The organism is Idiomarina tyrosinivorans (assembly GCF_003987475.1).
In the GTDB taxonomy this organism is placed as follows: domain Bacteria; phylum Pseudomonadota; class Gammaproteobacteria; order Enterobacterales; family Alteromonadaceae; genus Idiomarina; species Idiomarina tyrosinivorans.
Genome location: NZ_PIQH01000002.1, coordinates 21,670 through 43,521, shown reverse-complemented (window position 1 = coordinate 43,521; position 21,852 = coordinate 21,670). Strand labels below are relative to the sequence as shown.

At 48.7% G+C, this 21,852-nt stretch carries 22 protein-coding genes; 17 read left to right on the top strand and 5 right to left on the bottom strand.

Going from position 1 to position 21,852, the window contains the following annotated elements; all coding sequences use genetic code 11:
• Positions 1 to 34 precede the first annotated feature (34 nt).
• Positions 35 to 649, top strand: coding sequence for a DUF6680 family protein (locus CWI84_RS02165; protein ID WP_126840946.1), 615 nt, complete (start codon positions 35 to 37; stop codon positions 647 to 649).
• On the top strand, positions 642 to 1,295 hold the full coding sequence (locus CWI84_RS02160; RefSeq protein ID WP_198674474.1) for a RipA family octameric membrane protein: 654 nt from the start codon (positions 642 to 644) through the stop codon (positions 1,293 to 1,295). Before CWI84_RS02165 ends, CWI84_RS02160 begins: the two co-directional genes overlap by 8 nt.
• Positions 1,296 to 1,351: 56 nt before the next feature.
• Here the strand turns inward: CWI84_RS02160 and CWI84_RS02155 are convergent, their stop codons facing one another.
• The gene (locus CWI84_RS02155; RefSeq protein WP_126840945.1) at positions 1,352 to 1,768 is read right to left on the bottom strand and encodes a hypothetical protein; all 417 of its coding nucleotides are present in this window, start codon (positions 1,766 to 1,768) and stop codon (positions 1,352 to 1,354) included.
• 245 nt (positions 1,769 to 2,013) lie between these two features.
• Between CWI84_RS02155 and CWI84_RS02150 the strand changes: the two genes are divergently transcribed.
• The 6 genes from CWI84_RS02150 (at position 2,014) to CWI84_RS02125 (ending at position 8,259) form a co-directional block, all read left to right on the top strand.
• Entirely contained in the window at positions 2,014 to 2,463 is a 450-nt protein-coding gene (locus CWI84_RS02150) for a YdeI/OmpD-associated family protein (protein ID WP_126840944.1), read from the top strand.
• Positions 2,464 to 2,566: 103 nt separating this feature from the next.
• Complete coding sequence (locus CWI84_RS11790) at positions 2,567 to 4,195, top strand: HAD family acid phosphatase (RefSeq protein ID WP_241968709.1); 1,629 nt, start codon at positions 2,567 to 2,569, stop codon at positions 4,193 to 4,195.
• A gap of 41 nt (positions 4,196 to 4,236) precedes the next feature.
• Positions 4,237 to 5,238, top strand: a complete 1,002-nt coding sequence (locus CWI84_RS02140) for an ArsJ-associated glyceraldehyde-3-phosphate dehydrogenase (protein ID WP_126840943.1) — start codon at positions 4,237 to 4,239, stop codon at positions 5,236 to 5,238.
• On the top strand, positions 5,232 to 6,428 hold the full coding sequence (gene arsJ, locus CWI84_RS02135) for an organoarsenical effux MFS transporter ArsJ (protein WP_126840942.1): 1,197 nt from the start codon (positions 5,232 to 5,234) through the stop codon (positions 6,426 to 6,428). Before CWI84_RS02140 ends, arsJ begins: the two co-directional genes overlap by 7 nt.
• A 108-nt stretch (positions 6,429 to 6,536) precedes the next feature.
• On the top strand, positions 6,537 to 6,914 hold the full coding sequence (locus CWI84_RS02130; RefSeq protein ID WP_126840941.1) for a PadR family transcriptional regulator: 378 nt from the start codon (positions 6,537 to 6,539) through the stop codon (positions 6,912 to 6,914).
• Positions 6,895 to 8,259 carry a DUF4153 domain-containing protein gene (locus CWI84_RS02125; RefSeq protein WP_126840940.1) on the top strand — a complete coding sequence of 455 codons (1,365 nt, stop codon included), beginning with the start codon at positions 6,895 to 6,897 and terminating at the stop codon, positions 8,257 to 8,259. The genes CWI84_RS02130 and CWI84_RS02125 overlap by 20 nt, the downstream gene beginning before the upstream one ends.
• Positions 8,260 to 8,326: 67 nt before the next feature.
• Here the strand turns inward: CWI84_RS02125 and CWI84_RS02120 are convergent, their stop codons facing one another.
• Complete coding sequence (locus CWI84_RS02120) at positions 8,327 to 8,965, bottom strand: cation diffusion facilitator family transporter (protein ID WP_241968708.1); 639 nt, start codon at positions 8,963 to 8,965, stop codon at positions 8,327 to 8,329.
• Between the two features lie 109 nt (positions 8,966 to 9,074).
• Between CWI84_RS02120 and CWI84_RS02115 the strand changes: the two genes are divergently transcribed.
• The 3 genes from CWI84_RS02115 to CWI84_RS02105 all read left to right on the top strand — a co-directional run bounded on the left by CWI84_RS02115 (position 9,075) and on the right by CWI84_RS02105 (position 12,042).
• Complete coding sequence (locus CWI84_RS02115; RefSeq protein WP_126840939.1) at positions 9,075 to 9,425, top strand: hypothetical protein; 351 nt, start codon at positions 9,075 to 9,077, stop codon at positions 9,423 to 9,425.
• 72 nt (positions 9,426 to 9,497) lie between these two features.
• Entirely contained in the window at positions 9,498 to 11,285 is a 1,788-nt protein-coding gene (locus CWI84_RS02110; protein ID WP_126840938.1) for a copper resistance system multicopper oxidase, read from the top strand.
• A 10-nt stretch (positions 11,286 to 11,295) separates the two neighbouring features.
• A complete protein-coding gene (locus CWI84_RS02105; protein ID WP_241968707.1) occupies positions 11,296 to 12,042 on the top strand; it encodes a copper resistance protein B in 747 nt (248 codons plus the stop codon).
• A 76-nt stretch (positions 12,043 to 12,118) separates the two neighbouring features.
• On the opposite strand, the gene CWI84_RS02100 is transcribed toward CWI84_RS02105, so the two are convergent.
• A complete protein-coding gene (locus CWI84_RS02100) occupies positions 12,119 to 13,465 on the bottom strand; it encodes a sodium-dependent transporter (RefSeq protein WP_126840937.1) in 1,347 nt (448 codons plus the stop codon).
• 184 nt (positions 13,466 to 13,649) lie between these two features.
• Here CWI84_RS02100 and CWI84_RS02095 point away from each other — a divergent pair, with 184 nt between their 5' ends.
• Entirely contained in the window at positions 13,650 to 14,855 is a 1,206-nt protein-coding gene (locus CWI84_RS02095; RefSeq protein WP_126840936.1) for an NnrS family protein, read from the top strand.
• A 38-nt stretch (positions 14,856 to 14,893) separates the two neighbouring features.
• Complete coding sequence (locus CWI84_RS02090; RefSeq protein WP_126840935.1) at positions 14,894 to 15,469, top strand: glutathione S-transferase family protein; 576 nt, start codon at positions 14,894 to 14,896, stop codon at positions 15,467 to 15,469.
• On the opposite strand, the gene CWI84_RS02085 is transcribed toward CWI84_RS02090, so the two are convergent.
• Positions 15,466 to 17,112: an acetolactate synthase large subunit gene (locus tag CWI84_RS02085; RefSeq protein WP_126840934.1), complete on the bottom strand. Its 1,647-nt coding sequence runs from the start codon at positions 17,110 to 17,112 to the stop codon at positions 15,466 to 15,468. The two genes, CWI84_RS02090 and CWI84_RS02085, sit on opposite strands and share 4 nt — an antisense overlap.
• A 128-nt stretch (positions 17,113 to 17,240) precedes the next feature.
• The gene (locus CWI84_RS02080; protein ID WP_126840933.1) at positions 17,241 to 17,621 is read right to left on the bottom strand and encodes a DUF4168 domain-containing protein; all 381 of its coding nucleotides are present in this window, start codon (positions 17,619 to 17,621) and stop codon (positions 17,241 to 17,243) included.
• Between the two features lie 179 nt (positions 17,622 to 17,800).
• Here CWI84_RS02080 and CWI84_RS02075 point away from each other — a divergent pair, with 179 nt between their 5' ends.
• The 4 genes from CWI84_RS02075 (at position 17,801) to CWI84_RS02060 (ending at position 21,849) form a co-directional block, all read left to right on the top strand.
• The gene (locus CWI84_RS02075; protein ID WP_241968706.1) at positions 17,801 to 19,264 is read left to right on the top strand and encodes a sensor histidine kinase; all 1,464 of its coding nucleotides are present in this window, start codon (positions 17,801 to 17,803) and stop codon (positions 19,262 to 19,264) included.
• Between the two features lies 1 nt (position 19,265).
• Entirely contained in the window at positions 19,266 to 20,624 is a 1,359-nt protein-coding gene (locus CWI84_RS02070; RefSeq protein ID WP_126840932.1) for a sigma-54-dependent transcriptional regulator, read from the top strand.
• Positions 20,625 to 20,667: 43 nt separating this feature from the next.
• Positions 20,668 to 21,342 carry a type 1 glutamine amidotransferase domain-containing protein gene (locus CWI84_RS02065; protein WP_241968717.1) on the top strand — a complete coding sequence of 225 codons (675 nt, stop codon included), beginning with the start codon at positions 20,668 to 20,670 and terminating at the stop codon, positions 21,340 to 21,342.
• Positions 21,343 to 21,477: 135 nt separating this feature from the next.
• Complete coding sequence (locus CWI84_RS02060; protein ID WP_126840930.1) at positions 21,478 to 21,849, top strand: hypothetical protein; 372 nt, start codon at positions 21,478 to 21,480, stop codon at positions 21,847 to 21,849.
• Positions 21,850 to 21,852: the final 3 nt, after the last annotated feature.

Below are 21,852 nucleotides of genomic sequence, written 5' to 3'. Positions count from 1 at the left end.
TTATGCTTTCTACTAAACGTCCCCGGGAGATTACATGGAAGCTATAGATGCTATAATGATTTTAGCTGTTATTGCTGGACCCGTCCTAGCTGTTCAGGCGCAGAAATACGTTGAATCCATAAAAGAAGCGAGAAATCGAAAGTTACGAATTTTCTATACTTTAATGTCTACGCGTGCAACTAGACTAACCCAAGAGCACGTAGCGGCTTTAAACATGATCGATATTGAATTTTATGGAAAAAATCGCTTTGGTAAACGTAACCAATCGGATGGTGAAAAGAATATTACGAATGCATGGAAGATATATAATGATCATCTAAATAATAAAAAGCCTGACGATAGAGTCGAAGCGTGGATAGATAAAGGTGATGAGCTTTTTACTTCATTGCTTTACGCCATGGCCCAGCATCTCGGATATGAGTTTGATGAGGTTCAACTGAAAAGGGACTGTTATCGCCCGATAGCGCACGGTAATATTGAGCTCGAACAGCATAAGTTAAGGCAGGGGTTAGTCGATGTTCTAGAGGGGAAAAAGCCTCTACCAATGGCAATAACCTACCTACCGCCTTATCATCCAATTGATTCCGTTCAGCCAGTAGGATCAAAGCCAAGCGCTGGGCAGAAAAGTTCTAAAGAGACTAATGAATAATCAAGAACGTTACAGAAGAAATTTTGGACTTGATAATAAGTGTCAGGACCGTGATAAAGCGGCTTTGGCATTAGAGTACGCGCTTGATATCAGAAAGTTCGAAATAGAGCTTTACTGGAAAAGAGCAACCTATTTCTGGGCATTGATTGCAGTCGCTTTCACTGGCTTTTTTGCTGTTTTAGCGAGTGAAAATATAGAACTAAAGAATTTTTTTGCATTTGTGATTGGTGTAATTGGTTTTGTGTTCACATGGGCATGGTTTTTGGCAAATAAAGGAAGTAAGTTTTGGCAGGAAAACTGGGAGAATCATGTCGATATGCTTGAAAGCGCAACGATAGGTCCGCTGTATAAGACAATATTGCACCGACCTAATCATGAGTTAAGACTTGATGAGTTGATAACGAGACCGGCCAAAATATCAGTGTCAAAATTAAACCAATGGGTGAGCTTTTTTACACTGCTCATTTGGTTAACTCTTTTATACGTGATTTCATCACCATTTGACTTCGATGAGAGCTTAAGTGGAAGCAAGGTTTTTATAGCATTCGTTGGTATAATTTCTTGTTCAATGATGTGCTGCAGGGGAAAGACTCATTTAGGGGCTCATAGGCATAAAATGCGGACTAGAAAATCTAAAATACTATGATGTGATTTCATAAACGTAATCAGCCAGCGTTTCGGCTTCGCGACTGTATTTATTTCCTACAAAGGAATGGTAATAGATGTAACGAATCTATCTGAACTCTCATCGTGCTTCGCCAATCCATTTGCGACTAATCGTTGCCACATTTTGGTTGCGGACTCTGAACGCCCGTAGTCGTCAGAAGCGTGATATGTTGAGATTAATTGTTTTTTAAAGTATCTCGCAGATTCCACAATTATAGCTTCTGCCACACCTTTGCCTACAAAGGCCTCAGTATCTGACCTCTCTATATATTTTAGCCAAAGCATTTCACCTTGAGGCTCCAACACCATCTCAAGCTTCCCTGCTCCAGTATCAGACGCTTCAACCTCTATCCATATGTCATTGACACAATTGGATATAGAAACGCTGTACTCTCTAATTACACCATCAACCCCTCGACAATGTAATTTCTCCATAGGCCTACGGCTGTTCATAGTGGGCTTCCTAATGTAATGTCACTGTTTTCAAGTAACGTAGTGTTAGTATCTCTATACCTAAACACTTCGAGTATGATTCTTTATTATACGGTTTTTAGATTATCTAGACTTAACAGCAGAGTCTAATATGATACTTTACTTTTAAGTTCTGGTTCATCAGAACCGAAAATTAATATCTTACACCATACTTTAAGTATGGAACTTTATTACTACGCCACAGCCCTTTTTATTAAGGAACGCCAATGACCACCAAAACCTTCACTGTAACCTTGCTGGAAAGTGGCGGGATGAATGCGATTCCTGTGCCGTTTGACCCTAAGATGGTGTTTGGCAAGGTGCGGGCGCCGGTGGTGGTTGAGGTGAAGGGTTACCGCTATCGCAGTACGGTTGCGCGAATGAAGGGTGAGACCTTTGTGCCATTGCGCAAAAGTCACCGACAAGCGGCCGGAATTTCGGCAGGTGATACAATAACTGTCAGTCTAACGCTCGATACGGAAGAGCGCACGGTCGAGGTTCCGCAAGATTTAGCTGCAGCGCTTAAACAACAGGGTGGTTGTTGGCAACAGTGGCAAGCACTCAGTTATACCCTGCAACGCGAGAGTGTGGAGTCGGTATTGGCGGCGAAAAAGCCCGAAACACGAGCGCGTCGTATCGACAGGATTGTTGCTTTGGTGGCAAGTAAACAAGACTAATTGCTCTCTTTTCCCCTATTTCCGGCAGGTGTGTGACGTTCTAAACCGTCATATTTTAGTGGTAGACTAGCGCCTCTGAAAAATGCTCGGAAAGGCCAATTCTATGAATATTTTAAGACTGCTTGCTATTGCCTCTGCAACGATTCTGTTCGCTGGCTGTGCAACAACGCCCTCTGCTTCACCTGCAACGGCTGACGCTGCAGCCACTGCTGAAAAAACGCCGGCGGTTGCTCCGCTTAAAGTCGTAACCTGGAATGCCGAACACTTGGCTTTCCCGCGGGATACCGGTTGTCGACCGCGCAGCGCGGAAGAAATTGCGGCAATGAAAGACTATGCGGCAAACCTTAATGCCGACATTGTTGCAGTCGAAGAAGTGGCATCCATTGATGCGTTAGGCAGCATTTTCCCAGAACAAGATTGGCGGCTGATTATTTCTGATCGGCCTGATAGTCCCGCTTATGAGTGTCGCGGTAATGGGTTTACCTCGACCCAGCAAAAAGTCGCGTTTGCGGTTAAAAAAGGCGTGCCAGTACTCAACGTTAATTCGTTCAGCGCTCTAGGGTTAAATCGTCCGGGTTTACGTTACGGGTTAGTACTGACGATTGCGTCGCCAAAAGGCCCTATGGACATTATGGCAGTACATATGAAAAGCGGTTGTTTTGTCGATGACTACCGTCGCAACGACTCTGAAGCCTGCCAACTGTATGCGCAACAAGCGCCGATTTTGGACCAGTGGGTTGCGCTACATGAAGCATCTGGCAAGCCGTATATGATCTTGGGGGATTTTAATCACCGTTTATCCGCACCCTACAACCAAGTCACGCGGATGTTGATGGCTAAAGGCCGCTCGTTAACTAACACCACGCGCAATCTGATTGGCTGTCATCCGCGCTATCCGGCGCCTATCGACCACATTTTAGTGGGCGGCATGGTTACCGATAAAATTACGCAGTCGGCTAAGGTTTATCCTTATAAAGATATGGCGGAAGATGCCATGCTAAGCGACCATTGTGCGGTATCAGTTGAGCTGTTTGATAACAGCCACAAGGTGTCGACGGCGGTCCAATGGCAAACTGGAAGTAAAGAACACCAATTACTCACGGCCGGGGTTTACCAGCAGGCACAAGCCGCATTAGCGACACTCCCAAAAGATCTCCAGAACTGGGTGGTGGTGATGGATGTGGATGAAACAGTGTTAGATAACTCCGCGTACCAGCAGCATCGCGAGAGTCTGGGTTTAGGCTACTCGTCGGAGTCTTGGAGTGCCTGGGTAGCGAGTGAAAAGGCCGGCCTCGTGCCAGGTGCAAAAGGGTTTATTGAAGCGGTATTTGAACACGGCGGGCAAGTGGCGCTGATCACTAATCGCGATAAAGCACTGGACGCGCACACCTGGAATAACTTAATCGCACAACATATTCCGGTAACCGCGGAAAATACGTGCTTGGTTGGGCGTTCGGCAGCGGATAAAGCCGCCGTTGCGCAGCCGCAGTTTGTGAATGATAAAGACCTACGTCGCCAACAGTTACGCGACGGCAGTATTGCGTGTTCTAACAGTCAAAATGGCGCAGCTAGCAACTGGCAACAGCCGCATCATATCGTCATGCAAATTGGCGATAACATCCAAGACTTTGCCGGCATCACGCAAGAAAGTGCTGACATCAAGGCGTTATTACCGAAGCTGGGTAACAGCCTTTTCTTATTGCCAAACCCGATGTATGGATCTTGGCAATGAGCTAAACTGACAGTAGTACACACCCTAAAAGGAACGGCACCATGGCAATCAAACTCGGGATTAACGGATTAGGCCGTATTGGTCGATTAGCGTTTCGGATTGCTTGGCAAACACCCGGCATTGAAATTGTTCAAGTGAACGATCCCGGTGCCGATGCCGCCACTTTTGCCCATTTACTGAACTTTGATTCGGTGCATGGTCGTTGGACGTCCGAGGTCCAAGCCAGTGACAAGCAGTTAAAAATTGGCGACCACCACATTGCCTTTAGCGCCAATAAAACCATTGCCGATACCGATTGGCGTGGTTGCGATGTAGTGTTAGAAGCGTCGGGAAAAATGAAGCAGAAAGCGCTGTTGCAGGCTTATCTAGACCAAGGCGTAAAGCGGGTTGTTGTATCTGCGCCAGTGAAAGAGCCAGGCGTGTTGAATGTGGTAATGGGGGTGAACGATCACCTCTTTGACCCAGCGCAGCACGCTATTGTAACCGCTGCTTCATGCACTACTAACTGTTTGGCGCCAGTGGTTAAAGTGCTGCAACAGCACGCCAAAATTGCGCATGGCAGCATTACCACCATCCATGACATTACTAATACTCAGAGCATTCTTGATGCGCCGCACAAAGACTTACGCCGTGCGCGTGCTTGCGGGATGAGTTTAATCCCAACCTCGACGGGGTCTGCTACCGCCATTGTGGAAATTTTCCCTGAGCTGAAAGGCAAGATCGATGGCCATGCCGTGCGCGTGCCGCTTGCCAACGCCTCACTCACTGATTGCGTGTTTGAACTGCAACAACCCACCAGCGCAGAGCAGGTGAATGGCTGGTTTAAGCAAGCTGCCGAGGGTGAGTTAAAGGGCATTCTGGGTTATGAAGAACGGCCACTGGTATCGATTGATTATAAAACCGACCCACGCTCCAGCGTTATTGATGCCCAATCCACCATGGTGGTCAACGGCACTCAGGTTAAGCTGTATGCTTGGTACGATAACGAATGGGGATATGCTAATCGTACCGTGGAACTGATCGGTAAGGTCGGCGCATGTTAAAACGGCTGGCGCCAGCCGTTCGGCAATACTTACTGGTTACCGGCAACTACTGGGCTTTTACCCTCACCGACGGCGCTTTGCGGATGTTGGTGGTGTTGCATTTTCACCAATTGGGCTATAGCGCTTTAGACGTCGCTATGCTGTTTCTGTTCTATGAATTCTTTGGCGTTGTCACTAATCTCTTTGGTGGTTGGCTCGGTGCCCGTTGGGGCCTGAACCATACCATGAATATTGGCCTCGGCTTGCAGGTGTTGGCGCTAGGCATGTTATTGGTTCCCAGCACTATGTTAACTGTGGTTTGGGTGATGGTGGCACAAGCGGTTTCGGGAATTGCCAAAGACCTCAATAAAATGAGTGCGAAAAGCACTATTAAATTGTTGGTTGCCGACGATCAACAAAGCCAGTTATACCGTTGGGTTGCGTTGCTCACCGGCTCGAAAAACACCCTAAAGGGTATCGGCTTCTTCCTTGGTGGGTTGCTATTGACCACGGTTGGCTTTCATAACGCGATATTGCTTATGGCAGCGGGGCTGACGATGGTGTGGTTGGCAAGCTTGATCCTTTTGCAAAAAGACGCTGGCAAGTCTCGGTTTACGCCAAAGTTTACCGATTTATGGTCCAAGAGTCGGGCCATTAATGTTCTCTCTGGCGCGCGGTTATTCCTGTTCGGTGCGCGAGATGTGTGGTTTGTGGTGGCGTTGCCGGTATTTCTTAGCAGCCAACTCGGCTGGGACTTTTGGCAGGTTGGAAGCTTTCTCGCCATTTGGGTGGTTGGCTATGGTGTGGTTCAAGGTATAGCCCCCAAATTAACCAAAGGTTCTCGAGAGCAACTTCAGACGCATGCAGTGCTATGGGGCGCCTGCTTGGCGCTGGCGCCATTACTATTGGCTGCTGCGTTATGGTGGCAGTGGCCAACCAGCGCCAGCATTATTGTGGGTTTAGGCTTATTTGGTGTGCTGTTTGCGGTGAATTCTTCGCTACACAGCTATTTAGTGGTGTCCCACGCGCGTGCAGACGGTGTATCGCTGGACGTCGGCTTCTATTACATGGCGAACGCTGCAGGGCGACTACTCGGTACGATTCTCTCTGGTTGGCTCTATCAAACCAATGGCCTCATTGCTTGCCTGCTCGTTTCGACCCTTTTTCTGCTGCTTTCCAATCAGGTCATCCGTGGCCTACGTTCCGCCTAACTTGAATGTAAAGACGGCGGAAAAATATCCCCTTTACACCTAACAGTTCTAGGTATATAAATACCTAAATGTTCTAGGTATAGCCTTTTTGGGCTTAAAGGGTGTGTCATGAATTTATCCAAAGATCTGATGGCGGCGTCTTCAGCGCCGTTGATTCTCGCCATTCTCGCTGATGGCGAGAGCTATGGTTATGAAATCGTACAGCGTGTCGCTGAGCTGTCTGGCGGTAAATTACACTGGACCGACGGGATGATGTATCCACTGTTGCATCGGTTGGAAAAGCAGGGTTATTTAGCTGCGGTATGGCGAGTGGCAGAAACGGGACGTAAGCGTAAATACTATGCCCTTACGGATGCGGGTAAAGGCGTCATCAGCGAACAACAAAAGCAGTGGCAGGTGGTGAACAACGCCTTAAATAACGCCTGGCGGTCAACAGATAATATGATTGGCACGGGAGGATCTAACGATGGCTTCCAACCAGCATAAGTTTGCTTTGCCAGAAGCCCTTAGTGCATGGCGCCAGGCACTTTGCGGTAATCCTGCCTTGCGCCAAGATGATATCGACGAGCTAGAAGACCACCTGTTAAGCGAAATGGCGCGATTACAGCAATTGGGTTTAGCGGAAGATGAAGCATTCTTTGTTGCTGAACGGCGAATGGGTACTGACCATCAACTCGATCAACAATACCAGCAAGTGCATTCCGGTAGGCTCTGGCGCAACAGCGTCGCTACTGAACAATCGCGCGCTAGCGAATCCCGATTCACGTGCTATTTGGCATTCATTTGTGCCCTCTTAGCGGCGCTGGCTATAAAGTTACCGGCAGCATTCGGTATTACCCTCACAGACGAAAACGCGGGCTTTTATTTACGCCACGCCAGTCTGTTTTCCTTCCCGTTTATCGCGGTGCTTTTTATTGCCAAGCGTCAGCTTAGTTTGCGCTATACGCTGCTGGCAGTGGCCACAGTGGTTTTCGCCAGCCTGATTATCGATGTTTACCCCTTTGCCGATGGCGGTTCTACCCAGCAGTTAACGGCCCTGCATTTGCCGTTATTGCTGTGGTTAGTCTTAGGGGTATTTTACTGTGGTGAGCGCTGGCGCGATGTTGCTGGACGTATGGACTTCATTCGTTTCAGCGGCGAATACTTGATCTACTATGTGTTGATTGCACTCGGTGGCATGGTACTGGTGGCTTCTACCATGGCGACCTTCTCCATGATTGGCTTAGATGCTGAATGGCTGGTACAGCGTTGGGTGGTTCCGTGCGGCGCGATTGGCGCAACGGTTATTGCGGCGTATTTAGTGGAAGCTAAACAACTGGCATTAGAGAACATCGCGCCAGTACTGGCGCGTATTTTTACCCCCTTGTTCGCGCTATTATTGCTGAGCTTTTTGGTCACGCTATTGGCCACTGGCAACGCGTTTGACTTGAACCGTGAATTACTGATTGCGCTCGACCTGCTATTGGTTGTGGTACTCGGGCTACTGATGTATTCGGTCTCTGCCCGCGACGGAAATCAGCAAGCAACGTTATTTGATCGCTTGCAGTGGGTGTTAGTGCTATCGGCGTTGTTGGTGGATGTGCTGGCACTGCTGGCTATTTCGAGTCGCATTGCAGAATTGGGCTGGACGCCAAACCGCATCGCCGCTCTCGGTGAGAATATTGTGTTGCTGCTCAGCCTGGGCGGTTATGCCTGGCACTATGGGCAGTTTATTCGCGGCAAAGCGGGGTTTTATCCTCTGGAGCAGTGGCAGACGCGATGGCTACCGATTTACGCCGTGTGGTTTGCAATTGTGGTCGCGGTGTTCCCGTGCCTATTCGACTTTGTGTAACGATTATTTACACAGTTTGCATTCGCCACTATTGGCTGCGCTACCTTCTTTGTAGCGCAGCCTAGAGTTACCCGCAACAACTGGAAACGCTCTCTCTTTCGCCGCGTTTCACTTGTTTGGCTTGGCGGATAATGCCAATGGCTGAATTAACCACTACCAGCGCAATCACGGTTGCGATCAATAAATCTGGCCATGCGTAACCGCTCTGTTTTACTGCAATCGCAGAAACAATCACACCGGTATTCATCAGCATGTCGTTACGTGAACAAATCCAGCTAGAGCGAATGTTAATATCACCATTTCTGTGGCTAAACAGCATGAGGAAACAAATAACGTTGGCCACCAGAGCCAAGCCTGCAATCCACAGCATCGTATTGGCTTCAGGCTGGCTGCCAAAGATTAACCGTTGGCCCACATCAATCAATACCAAGCTTCCCAGCAACAACTGTAATGAGCCGTTAAGCAAGGCCGCATTGGCTTTGTGGATGGCGGTTTTACCCACCGCGTATAAACTTGCGGAATACACTAGGGCATCGGCTAACATATCCAGTGAGTCGGCTAATAGGCCACTGGATTGTGCTAACCAGCCAGCGACAAATTCCACCACAAACATCACGGCGTTGATCACCAACACCGTATACAGCAACCGCTTCTGTTGCTGATCCAAAGCTTTATCGGTATTTACACCACAACAACTTTCTGCCACGTTGAGTCCCAGATATTCGAGAATGAATCTATTTTCTAGTATGATCACTATACTATTTTTACGAGCTTTTCACTAAGCCTTATCACTCAATAACGGCAACGGCGTAAACGTGACACTGAAGTTTCTTGGTAAATTGACAGCGTATTTGCTTATCAGCGCGGTTCTGCTGGCCTTCGTTGGCGCGCAGAGTGCCCGTGCGCATCAGTGTGTCCATCACGCAACGCCACATTCCATGGCGAAAATGCAAGGTTCACCGTGCCATCACAGTATGGACCAAGACGGTGACTGTTGTACGGCGATGTTGGCTCAGCATTGTGCCAGCGCTCCCGTGGCTTGTGCCGTGAACGCCCACTGGGAGAGTAAAGGAACAACACAATTACCAAAAGTGGTTGCCGACATAGACACCCGCTTGCGCGATCCCCACTCATTTGATCTATTCAGACCCCCCATTGCTGCCTAAACGTTTCGACTAATTCAACATTTTGTTCAGTGAAGCGTCACTTGCTACGGCAAGTGCTGGAGGTAATGCAGTATGAGTAAAGTCATTAATCCGCCACGGCGAAAATTTATTAAATCGGCAATGACGGTCGCGTCTGCCATGGCATTGGCCAAAGTGGCACCCACTTGGGCTGTGCCGCAAGGGCGAAAATTTCGTGACCAAGTCATTCACGACGATACCGTTAACCTTAAAATTGCCCGTACACCGCTAACTATCGGCAATAAAGTCGGTAACCCGATCACCATTAACGGCCAGATGCCGGGTCCACTGATTCGGTTTAAAGAGGGACAGCGGGCAAAAATCAATGTGCGAAATACCCTAGACGTGGATACCTCTATCCACTGGCATGGAATTATCCTGCCAACCAATATGGATGGCGTGCCAGGGGTTTCTTACGAGGGTATAAAACCGAGTCGAACCTTCCACTATGAATACGATGTTCAGCAAAGCGGAAGTTACTGGTACCACAGCCATTCAGGTTTCCAAGAACAACTGGGTCACCTTGGGCCGTTAATTATTGAACCAAAAGATGGAGATATTGGTGCCGACCGTGAGCACACAATCATTCTTACCGACTGGACCTTTAGCGACCCTGCCGAGGTATTCCGCAACTTAAAAGTTGCTGAGGGTTACTACAACTACCAGAAGCGCACGATTTGGGACACCATCAAAGACATCCGTAAGCAAGGTTGGGATAAAACCCTCAATCAGCGCGAGATGTGGGGACAGATGCGGATGAGCCCGCGGGACATCGCTGATGTCACTGGCAGTACTTACACCTACTTAATGAACGGTCGTGATTCAGCAATGAATTGGTCCGGACTGTTTAAACCAGGTGAAAGCGTGCGTTTACGGATCATTAATGGCTCATCGATGAGCTACTTTGACTTCCGTATTCCCGGCTTGGAGATGACCGTAGTGGCTGCTGATGGGCAACCTATCAAGCCTGTTAACGTGGACGAATTCCGCATTGCAGTGGCGGAAAACTACGACGTTATTGTTCACCCGAAAAATCAGCCGTATACGTTGTTTGCTGAAAGCATGGACCGCAGTGGTTTCGTGCGCGGAACGCTTACTCCCGAGCTTGGCTTAGAAGCGGCAGTGCCTGAGCAACGGCAAATCAGCGAGCGCGGTATGGCGGCGATGGGAATGTCGCACGACATGAATATGGACATGGAAATGGACGGTATGTCGGGTATGAAACACGACATGAAAGGTGATATGAAGCACTCGATGCACCATTCCATGGATAATATGACGTCGATGAAGCACGATAAAGCCGTGTTACCGGTTGAGAAGATCAAGATTGAGCATGACGAGGATGGTCACGGTCCGGGTGCCGCGATGTTAGCCAAAAATCCTACGTCGCGGCTTGATGAGCCGGGCATTGGCTTGGAGGATGCCGACCACCGAGTTCTCGTTTATAAAGACTTAGTGGGGGCGCACCCGTGGCCCGATGAACGTGAGCCAGAACGGCAAATTGAATTGCACTTAACCGGCAACATGGAACGCTATATGTGGTCGTTCGATGGTAAGGAATACCAAGAAGTCGACGGTTTTGTAGAGTTCAATTATGGCGAACGTTTGCGCCTAGTGTTAGTGAACGACTCCATGATGGACCACCCAATTCACCTGCATGGTATGTGGATGGAATTAGAAAATGGCCATTATCCGCGCCCACGCAAACACACCATCAGTGTCAAACCGAGCGAGAAAGTGTCATTGCTAATCAGTGCTGATGCCCCCGGGCGTTGGGCTTTCCATTGCCACCTGCTGTACCACATGGAAGCAGGTATGTTCCGTGTTGTCCGCGTATCGTAAGGGAGGAGGAATGATGAAAAAGTTACTAACAGCCATTGCTGTCAGCGTGCTAGCCACCCCCTTAGCCTACGCTGATACGCCAGACGATTGGTCACGCCCAGTCCCTGAGCATTACTTCGCTAAAGTGTTGTTCGATAGGCTGGAATGGGCAGCGCCCGACCAAGCTGAACAGCAGGCTGTGTGGGATATGCAAGCGTGGTATGGCAACGATTATAACCGTATTGTGTTTCGCTCTGAGGGCGGTAAATCGACAGAGTCTAGCGCCGCGACTGAGCTGGAACGTGCAGAAGTGATGTATGACCGCATCATCAGCCCGTTTTGGTCAGCGCGCATTGGTGTCGGTACCCGCGGTGAATTGTCGAGTGATAGCGAGATGGAAAATTACGCGGTTCTAGCGCTTAACGGTTTGGCGCCCTATTGGTTTGAGATGGACCATTCGCTGCTCATTAACGATGAAGGTGATGCGCAGTTAATCAGTGAAGTTGAGTACGACGTAATGCTCAGCCAAATCGATTATCTGCAACCGCGCGTCGAACTGACCACCAATATTACCGATTCGGAAAAATATGACCGCCACGGTGGCTTAAGTCATTTACGCGTAGGCCTCCGCTATCGCCACGAGTTTGCTCGTGAATTTGCGCCCTATATCGGTGTGTATTGGGATAAATCACTTGGGCAAACAGCCAACCAATTGCAGCAGCAAGGCCAAGGCACCAGTGACTGGGGCTTTGTCATCGGTGCTCGGCTTTGGTTCTAAGTTGTGATGGCGGCTTTTAATCAGGATAAAAAAAGCGCTCCAGCCGGAGCGCTTTTCTTTTTCTTGAACGCTGAGGTTAATCAAACAACAAGAAGTAAGTCACTACCGCAATCAATACCGGCGATAACACCGCTGCAATTAACCGAAAGAAGGTAACAACAAGCGGATGACATTCGTCTAACAGTAAGGTTTTAATGTTTGGCCATGTGCGCCAGCCGACAAATACCGCTGCTAACATTCCGCCAAGTGGCATCAGTACGTTAGACGCAATAAAGTCCATTAAATCAAAAGGTGTTCTGCCAAATAAGGTTAGATCGCCCGCCCAAGCACCAAATGATAGGGCCGCGGGAACACCAAGAATAAGGTAATTGGCAGTGGCTACCGCCAAGGTCGCCTTTTTGCGGTCAATGTTGTATTCGTCGATTAAGAAGGCTACCGCAGGTTCCAAAATAGAGATAGATGAGGTGATCGCGGCAAATAATAGTAGCGAGAAAAATACCACCGCCAGTAACTGCCCTGCGGGCATCTGTGCAAACAGCGCTGGCATGGTGATGAAGGTTAGGCCAGGCCCTGCTGCAGGGTCGACATTGAACGCAAATACCGCAGGTAAGATCATCAATCCAGCCAGCACCGAGGCTAATACCGCAATAAATGCAATCCATAACCCGGCGTTCACAACCTTGGTTTGTTTATCTAAGTACGAACCGTAGGCGATCATTAACCCGGCACCCACCGATAAAGAAAACACCGCTAAGCCGAGCGCGTCTAGTACCATCCGTACTGAAATCCGACTCCAATCAGGGGTAATGAAATAAATCACACCATTAATGGCACCGGGTAACGACAAGCTGTTGTAGACCAAAAACAACATCAAGATAAACAGTGCAGGCATAAGGATTTTGCAGATACGCTCAATACCAGAGTGCACGCCGGCAATAACAATAGAGGCAGTAATGCCAATAAAGGCGGCGGTATAAATAAGCGCTGAGCTCGGGTCACCAATAAAGTCGGTAAAGATGGTATTTAATTGGTCTGCATCTGTGGTCATAATCGAGCCTTTTGCAGCTTCGACGATATAGGCGATGGTCCAGCCGCCGACCACAGCGTAAAACCCAAGCAATAAGAAAACACACAGTACCGATATCCAGCCGGCATAGTGCCACTTTGCCCCACCAAGCTTACGATATGCGGATGTTGCCGATTTATTCGCGCTACGGCCGATCATCATTTCGGACAACATCATCACTACGCCTACGGTAAATACGCAGGCCAAATACACTAACAAGAATACGCCACCGCCGTTGGCACCAGCTACATAAGGGAACTTCCAAATAGCACCAAGCCCTACTGCAGAGCCAGCTGCCGCGAGAATAAAGCCGATCTTTGAGCCCCAGCTTCCGCGACTATCGGACGAGACAGACATGTTTATCCTTGTTGTTGTTTAAAACGGGTACAGCAATTTAGCGGAAAATTCACCCCAATAGCAACGGTAAATAGTAAGAATACGTTAATGCGATGGAAGCTAGCGATAAAGTGAAGGAAAGGCTATTATTGTCAATAGATACATTTATAATGTATGATTAGTAAAAAACGGCACCATCCAATTTATGTTGACCATTACCGATTTAGCCCAGGAACAACGCATTCAGCCTATTTGGCGCCAAGCGTTTCGACCATTATTTTTATTCGGGGCGCTATTTGCTGTGCTGGCAGTGGCGTATTGGATTGCCACCATTATTTTCCAGCTACGGCTTCCACATTACGGTGGAGCGATGTTCTGGCACGCTCATGAGATGCTCTACGGTTTTGTGGTCGCCATTATTCTGGGATTTTTATTAACCGCGGTTCAGAATTGGACGGCAATTCGTGGCATATACGGTAAGCCGTTGATTTTTTTGGTTGCGCTCTGGGGGCTCGGCCGATTGCTGATGTTGGTTGAGCTGGAGTCATTGCAATGGCTGGCTGCTATAGTGGATTTTGCACTGCTACCCATCGCTTGCGTCATTCTTGCTCGACCGATTGTTGTTAGAAAGCAGTGGCGTAATTTGGTATTTGTTCCAATCCTGACGTTGTTAGCAATCAATAATGCTCTCATGCATATCAGTGTACTTGCAGAAATTAATGGGCTCTATCAACAAGCCGCCTTTACTACCGTACTGCTCATTAGTTTGTTGATAACCATTATTGGTGGACGAGTTATTCCAATGTTTACCGCCAATGGTGTTGGTTTTAGCAAACCGCAACCAATTAGAGGCTTGGAGCGCAGCGTTATAGTCGCAACAGGCGCTATTTTTGTGTTGTTTTTCCTGCGTCTCGACCGCCTGCTTGCAGATAGCTATATTGCCTTAATATTTGCGCTTACCGCCTTGTTACATCTGTTTCGGATGTTGCGTTGGAAGCCATGGTGCACGGTTAAGCATCCGTTGGTTTGGTCATTGCATGCTGGCTACGGCTTTTTGGTGATTGGATTTGCTCTATTGGCTATTCATTGGCAGTGGCATTTGTTTACCCGCAGCACAGCTATGCATGCACTAACGGTGGGTGCCATGGGGGTAATGATCTTAGCGATGTTAACGCGCGTATCTTTGGGGCACAGCGGGCGGCCGTTAGTGGCGCCCAAATGGCTCGGTGGTTTCTTGCTCTGCGCGATTTTTGCGGCGCTGTTGCGAACGATAATGCTGGCGATTTATCCACAGTATAGTTTATGGTGGATAGCCAGTGCTGCATTGCTTTGGTGTATTGCGTTTAGCGGCTATCTTTTACGTTATACGAAAATACTCACCGCACCCCGAGCAGACGGACATCCAGGCTAAGCCCTGCGTTTTCATGACTGCAATGTAAAGAGGCTAGAATGAAATTATACGGAAGCTATACCTCGCCCTTCGTGCGCCATTGTCGCATTGCCCTGACTCACCTTGGCATTCCTTATGAGTTGGTGGAGACCGATCATCAAGCCAGTAAAGAACAATCTCCGACCCACAAGGTGCCGTTTTTGGAAGATGAGCACCACCGGCTGACGGATTCAGTGAGTATTCTTAAATATGCGAAAGGCTTAGCAAAAGAAGCATTTTTTAATGATATCGATGACTTCGATTTGTTTTTGCAGGTGAATACTGCAATGGACGCTACGGTTAACGTGTTTTTGCTGAGTAAAGAAGGCGTGACACCAGAAAATAGCCAATATCTAAAGCGCCAGCAATCGCGTATTGATACCATTTTGCAAAACCTCAACGATAGCAAGCAAGCGGTGGTCGATGGTGCGCTCACTGATGGTCAATGGCGTTTAGCCTGTTACCTCAGTTGGGGGTTGTTCCGTGAGCGGTTTTCGCTGGACGGTTTGGATAACTTACAAGGGGTATTGGACGCGGCGCAGCAGGACGATGCGTTTAACCGCACCGACCCGACCTTAACGCCGAATGATATTTAAGGTTTCAACGCTTTACTGCGTTTCGGAATGTCCTCGTTGAGCAAGCGATTATTTTGCGAGTAGTCAACGGGGACATCGATCAAATGCACACCGCCGCTAGCCAAGCAACTCTCCAGTAACGGCTGCAAATCTTCGGTTGCTGCAAGACGGTGGCCTTTAGCGCCAAAGGCCTTAGCGTACTCGACAAAATCTGGGTTATCAAAATCCAAACCATAGTCGTTTAGCTTCATATGCTGCTGCTTCCATTTGATCATGCCGTAACCACTATCGTTGAGGATAACGACGACCAAATCTAGCTTCATCCGAATGGCTGTCTCCAACTCTTGAGAATTCATCATAAAGCCACCGTCACCACAGATAGCCATGACTTTCCGCTTCGGATGCACTAATTTAGCAGCCATTGCCGACGGCAATCCCGCGCCCATTGAGGCTAGGGCATTATCTAACAACACCGTGTTTGGCTGGCGCGCGGGATAGTTACGGGCAAACCAAATTTTATAAATACCATTATCTAGCGCGATAATACCGTCGTCCGGCATGACCTCGCGTACGTCCTCCACCAAGCGTTGTGGTAGGACGGGGAATTGGTCAGCATGGGCATCTTCGTCACTGTGGTCGAGCAAGCTTTCACGCACCCGCAACATAAACGAAAAATCCCAGTGCGCTTGCGGTTCAATGCCTTCTTTCAATTGCCAAATGCTGTTGCCAATGTCGCCAATCATACTGGCGTGTGGGAAATAGACAGGATCGACCTGAGCGGCTTGGAAGTTAATGTGCACGACTTTACGCTGACCCGTCTTCATCATGAACGGTGGCTTCTCTACCACATCATGGCCCACGTTCAATATGAGGTCGGCGTGTTCAATTGCGCGGTGGGGGTAATCGCCGTCTGAGACTGCAGCGTTACCAATCCAGCGCGGGTGGCGCTCGTCGATAACGCCCTTACCCATCTGTGTGGTGATAAAAGGAATGCCAGTTTTATCAACAAAGGCGCGCAGCATTTTCGCAGTGATTTTACGGTTTGCGCCAGCGCCGATTAGCAGCAATGGACGCTTCGCTTCGCGCATCAGCTCCAACACATGATCAACCGCTTTGTGCTCTGTCACTGGACGGCGTGAATAGCTCGGACTAATTGGAGTTGCATCCGTTTCTTCATCAGCTACATCGTCCGATAATTCGAGGTGTGCTGCGCCAGGACGCTCTTCTTCAGCAACTCGGAAGGCTTCTCGAACCTGCGCGGGAATACCATGAGCACTGATAAGCGGCTTAGTGTACTTAGTGATGGGGGTCATCATGTCCACCACGTCAATAATCTGGAACTGCCCTTGATGACGCTCACGAATTGGCTTCTGACCTGTGATCACAACCATCGGCATCGCCCCGAGCGTGGCGTAGGCCACCGGTGTTACTAAGTTTGTTGCGCCCGGCCCTAAGGTGGCTAAGCATACTCCCGGCTTGCCGGTTAATCGGCCGTAAGTCGCTGCCATAAAGCCGGCGGCTTGCTCATGTCGGGTAAGAATGAGTTCGATGGATGAGCGCGATAGCGCATCGAGTAAATCGAGGTTCTCTTCGCCGGGAATACCAAAGACGTATTCCACGCCTTCATTTTCTAGCGCTTTGACAAGTAAGTCCGCTGCCTTCACGTTAAACACTCCCTGCTTTGTTGAATAATTAGTTAGTGATCGCTACGTTAGTTGGGCAGAGATTGATCACCCAGAAAAAGAAAAGGCGACCCGTGGGTCGCCCTATTTTCAATCACTCTGCGATAAACTTATTTATCGCTCATCATGTCTTTTAAGCGTTTCTGTAACTCAGGCGAAGATTGCGCTCGTTGGACAACCTGGTTGTATTCTTTTGGTGTCATACCCGCATCTTTAACTGCCTGCACCATAGCCTGCTGGGCTTCTTTTTGAATCGATTTAGCCTCTTCCTGGCCACCCGCATTCTGTAGCTTAGTGGTGAATTTTTGTGTTACTTCACGAACACCTTTCATCGCATTGATGAATTTTAGTAATTGCGCATCGCTGATTTTCACGGCGGTTTGTGCCTGCTGCATTGCGGCATTTTGTTGCATACCGCTTTGCTGAGTGGCGGCGCCTGCTGTTGCTGATGCGGCTAATAGTACGCTGGCAATAATCGCTGTCTTTTTCATAACAAGTACTCCTTAAGTGCAAAATGTCGTTGTTATTTAAAAGGTTTCCATTCAATAGATAGCGATAATCATGCCAATAAATAAATCCTTATTTATCAGTAATGTAAGAGTTCGGCTCGATCACGCGTACGGTTTAATGTATCGTTTGTATACACATTTGACGCCGAAAGGTGACAAAAATGAACATAGTGAAGTTGAATACGCTTCAACGGCGGTTACTGGTGTATGTGATTCTGCCAATGGTCGCAATTGCCGGACTTACCATTCGGTTTGGTTTGGAATTCGCTGAATCGGCGGTAACTGCGCGGCTAAAAAGCGATCTCGAATTGGTGGGCAGAGCGATTCGACTGCCGATCAGTGACGCCTTACTGAAAGGCGATCTGCAGGCAGTGCAGGCTAACCTCGACTCAGTGTTTAGCATTGGTCGGGTCTATGGTGCTTCTGTCTATAACACCGCAGGCCAATTGGTTGCCTCAGCAGGTATTACTGAACGCGATTTAAGCAATAGTTCAATTGCTGAAGAGGCGGTCAAGACTGGGATAAAGCAAGATAGCTATCGGCAAGTGGCGGGACTAAATATGTTTTCCCAGTTTCTGCCTGTGATCGATCGTGGTGGTCGAATTATCGGCTTATTGCAGATTAACCGTCGTGCCAGTGACTTTGAGCAGTCGTTGGATCAACTGGCTAGTTATGCCTGGTTAAGTTGGGGCATATTTGCCTTGATCATTGTCGTTGTCCTTATTCTAGGGCATTACCGCAGTGTTGGGCGTTACGTCACACAATTGGTCGATAGTATGCGCCGAGTCGCGGATGGCAATTTACAACACCGTGCGAAGCAACAGGGACCGGATGAACTGAAGGAAATCGCGACCGGCCTTAACCTGATGCTCGACAGCTTGTCGCGCGCGCAACAGGAGCTAAGTACCCGGCAACAGCACGAAATGCAGTTGGAAAAAGCACTAAGGAAACAAGAAAAAATGGCCGCCATAGGCTCTGTTGCTAGCGGTGTCGCACATGAGCTTGGCGCGCCTCTAACGGTGATTGATGGCCGGGCTCAGCGCTTGCTGCGCCAGCAAGAGGACGCCTCGACTCGCCAAGAATTGGGTAAAATTCGCGGCCAGGTTCAACGGTTAACGCAGTTGGTGAATCAGTTGTTGGATTTCACCCGCTCTCCACAAAATGGGTTACAGCCAGTTGCTGTTAGTGACTGGGTGAATGCAGCAATTTCGAGTGTGAAGTTAGAATTAACTGATGATGCGCCCAAGATTGTTTTACAGGAAGCGTTGCCGGTGGCTGAAATTGCCGTAGATGCAACGCGAATGGAACTGGCGATGGTGAATTTGTTGCGCAACGCCCTACAGGCTGCAACCTCGGAAGTGATGGTGAGTTGCCAACTAACAGCGGATAAGCTGCGAATCAGCATTACCGATGATGGCGAAGGATTGCCCGCGGATTGGTCGTTTGACGACTTAATTCAACCCTTTCAATCAACCAAAGCACAGGGTCAGGGAACCGGGTTAGGGCTAACGATTGTACAACAAATTGTCGAAGCTCACGGTGGGCAGTTACGGTTGCACGATCGGCCTGAGCATGGGTGCATTGCCGAAATGATTATTCCAACCCGCTCGGTAAAGGAGTCTTAGCATGAACATCGCTAACCAAACCATTCGCATAGCCGTGATCGAGGACGACCCGGATTTGCGAGAATTACTGGTAGAAACCTTGGAAGAGCAAGATTATCAGGTGGCGAGTTTTGGCTCTGTGGAGGATTACCAACTGCAACCGGTTGATATTGTCGTCAGCGATGTGAGGTTGCCAGGTGCTTCAGGGCTGAGCTTGATTGACGCATTGCAACAGGTAAAGCCGCAACCCAGTCTATTATTAATTACGGCATTCGCGACGGTGAATCAGGCGGTCGAGGCGTTGAAGCAAGGCGCCGACGATTTCCTTACCAAGCCGCTAGATATTGAACACTTGTTGATACGGGTGCAACGCTTGGTCTCTAATCGTCGTCTTCAACAAGAAGTTAAGCAATATCGCTCGGCCGCAGAGGGGCCAGCAGGAATGATCGGGCAAAGCCGCGCGATGCGCAATCTGTATAGCCAAATCAGTCAAATTGCTGCTGCCGATGGACCGGTGTTGATTCAAGGTGAAAGTGGCACCGGCAAAGAGCTAGTGGCGAAAGCGTTGCATCAACAAAGCGCGCGTAACTCGCAACGGTTTGTTGCAGTTAATTGCGCCGGTATTCCCTCAGAATTGATGGAAAGCGAGTTTTTTGGCCATAAAAGTGGTGCCTTTACCGGCGCAAACGACGCCCGTAGAGGATTGTTTATGCAAGCCAACGGTGGCTCACTGCTGTTAGATGAAATTGCGGAAATGCCAATGGCTCTTCAAGCTAAGCTTTTGCGCGTGTTACAGGAGGGAAAAATTCGCGCAGTTGGAAGCGATGAAGAACAGCTTGTCGACGTGCGGATATTCGCTGCAACCCATCAAGATCTGGCCCTAGCTGTTAGTGAAGGTCGATTTCGGCAAGATTTGTTTTACCGTTTAGAGACTTTCACGCTGAATGTTCCACCGTTACGTGAGCGGGGCGAAGATGTTGAACGCTTGGCGAAGCACTTTATTGCGCAGCTAGAACAACAACAGCAACGCGGTATTACCGAGTTGGCCGATGACGCGCTCGATCAGCTACAGCACTATCCCTTCCCGGGTAATGTTCGAGAATTACAGAACGCTATTGAACGGGCATACACCTTTACCTCTTCCGGCGCAATTACACGTGCGGTGTTACCAGAAAGGATCATTAACGCACAAAGACAAAACCTTAGCGACAACGATGAGTGGCCAACATTAAGCCAATTTCAGCGTGATTATATTGCGCAAGTGTTGGCGCATACCGACGGCAATAAAAAACGCGCCGCTGAAATCCTGGGTATAACACGCAGAACCTTATACCGCTGGCTCGAAGCTGATCAAAATACGCAACAATTGCGTAGTGAATAGCGTTAACTCATCATCCATAAAGGAGTAGGTTGTGAAAATTTTAATGGTACTGACGTCTCACGATAAATTGGGTGACACTGGGCATAAAACAGGCTTTTGGGTAGAAGAATTCGCGGCGCCCTATTATCAGTTTGTCGATGCAGGTGCAGAAGTCACATTAGCTTCCCCCAAAGGCGGGCGTCCGCCAATCGATCCAAACAGTCAGACCGAAGATGCTGAAACCGAGGCGACGAAGCGTTTAGAAAACGACAAAACGGCTCAACAAAAACTCGACTCAACCTGTAAATTGAGCGAAGTAAAAGCCGAAGAGTATGACGCCATTTTCTATCCAGGCGGCCATGGTCCATTATGGGATTTAACCAACGACAAAGACTCTATTCATTTAATCGATACCTTCTGGAGCCAAGGAAAGCCGGTGGCAGCAGTGTGCCACGCTCCGGCCGTATTATTGAATGCTTCAACGCCAGCGGGTGAACCTTTGGTGCGCGGACGCACAGTAACTGGGTTCAGCAATTCCGAAGAAAAGGCCGTTGAGTTAGATAAGGTTGTGCCCTTCTTGGTAGAGGATGCACTACAGGAAAAAGGCGGTCACTACCGTAAAGGTAACGATTGGGAGGCCTATGCGGTGCAAGACGGTATGTTAATTACCGGGCAAAACCCTGCATCGTCGGAACAAACAGCGGTGCGTTTGTTAGACGTACTGCGGGCGATGAAATAAGCGCGGCTGAGTAACCGTTAGATCAAGTTATTCGAACAAATCGTTCGATAACTTGATCTAAACCGTTGTTTAGACATTAATAATGGATGTTGTAACGCAAGAAAGTTCTTACCAATAAAATAAGGAACAGGGAATATGAGACTGTCACGTCCTATAAAAGCCGTTGCGGGAATTTTGTTGATGTCCCATCTAGCGGCCTGCGGTACGATTTTATACCCAGAACGTAAAGGCCAGATTGACGGGCGGATTGACCCCTCTGTCGCAGTTCTCGACGGATTAGGCTTACTGTTTTATCTAATTCCTGGCGTGATCGCGTTTGCGGTGGACTTTAACAACGGTACGATTTACTTACCAGATACCGCCAATGTCGAAGGTGATGACGATGGTGTTCGCGTGGTAAAAAGCGACGAGCCACTGTCGATGGATAACTTGGCAGAAAAAGTTGAACAAGCGACAGGTGAAAAAGTCGACTTGAGTAAAGCCCAAGTAAGCCGCACGGCTAAATAAATT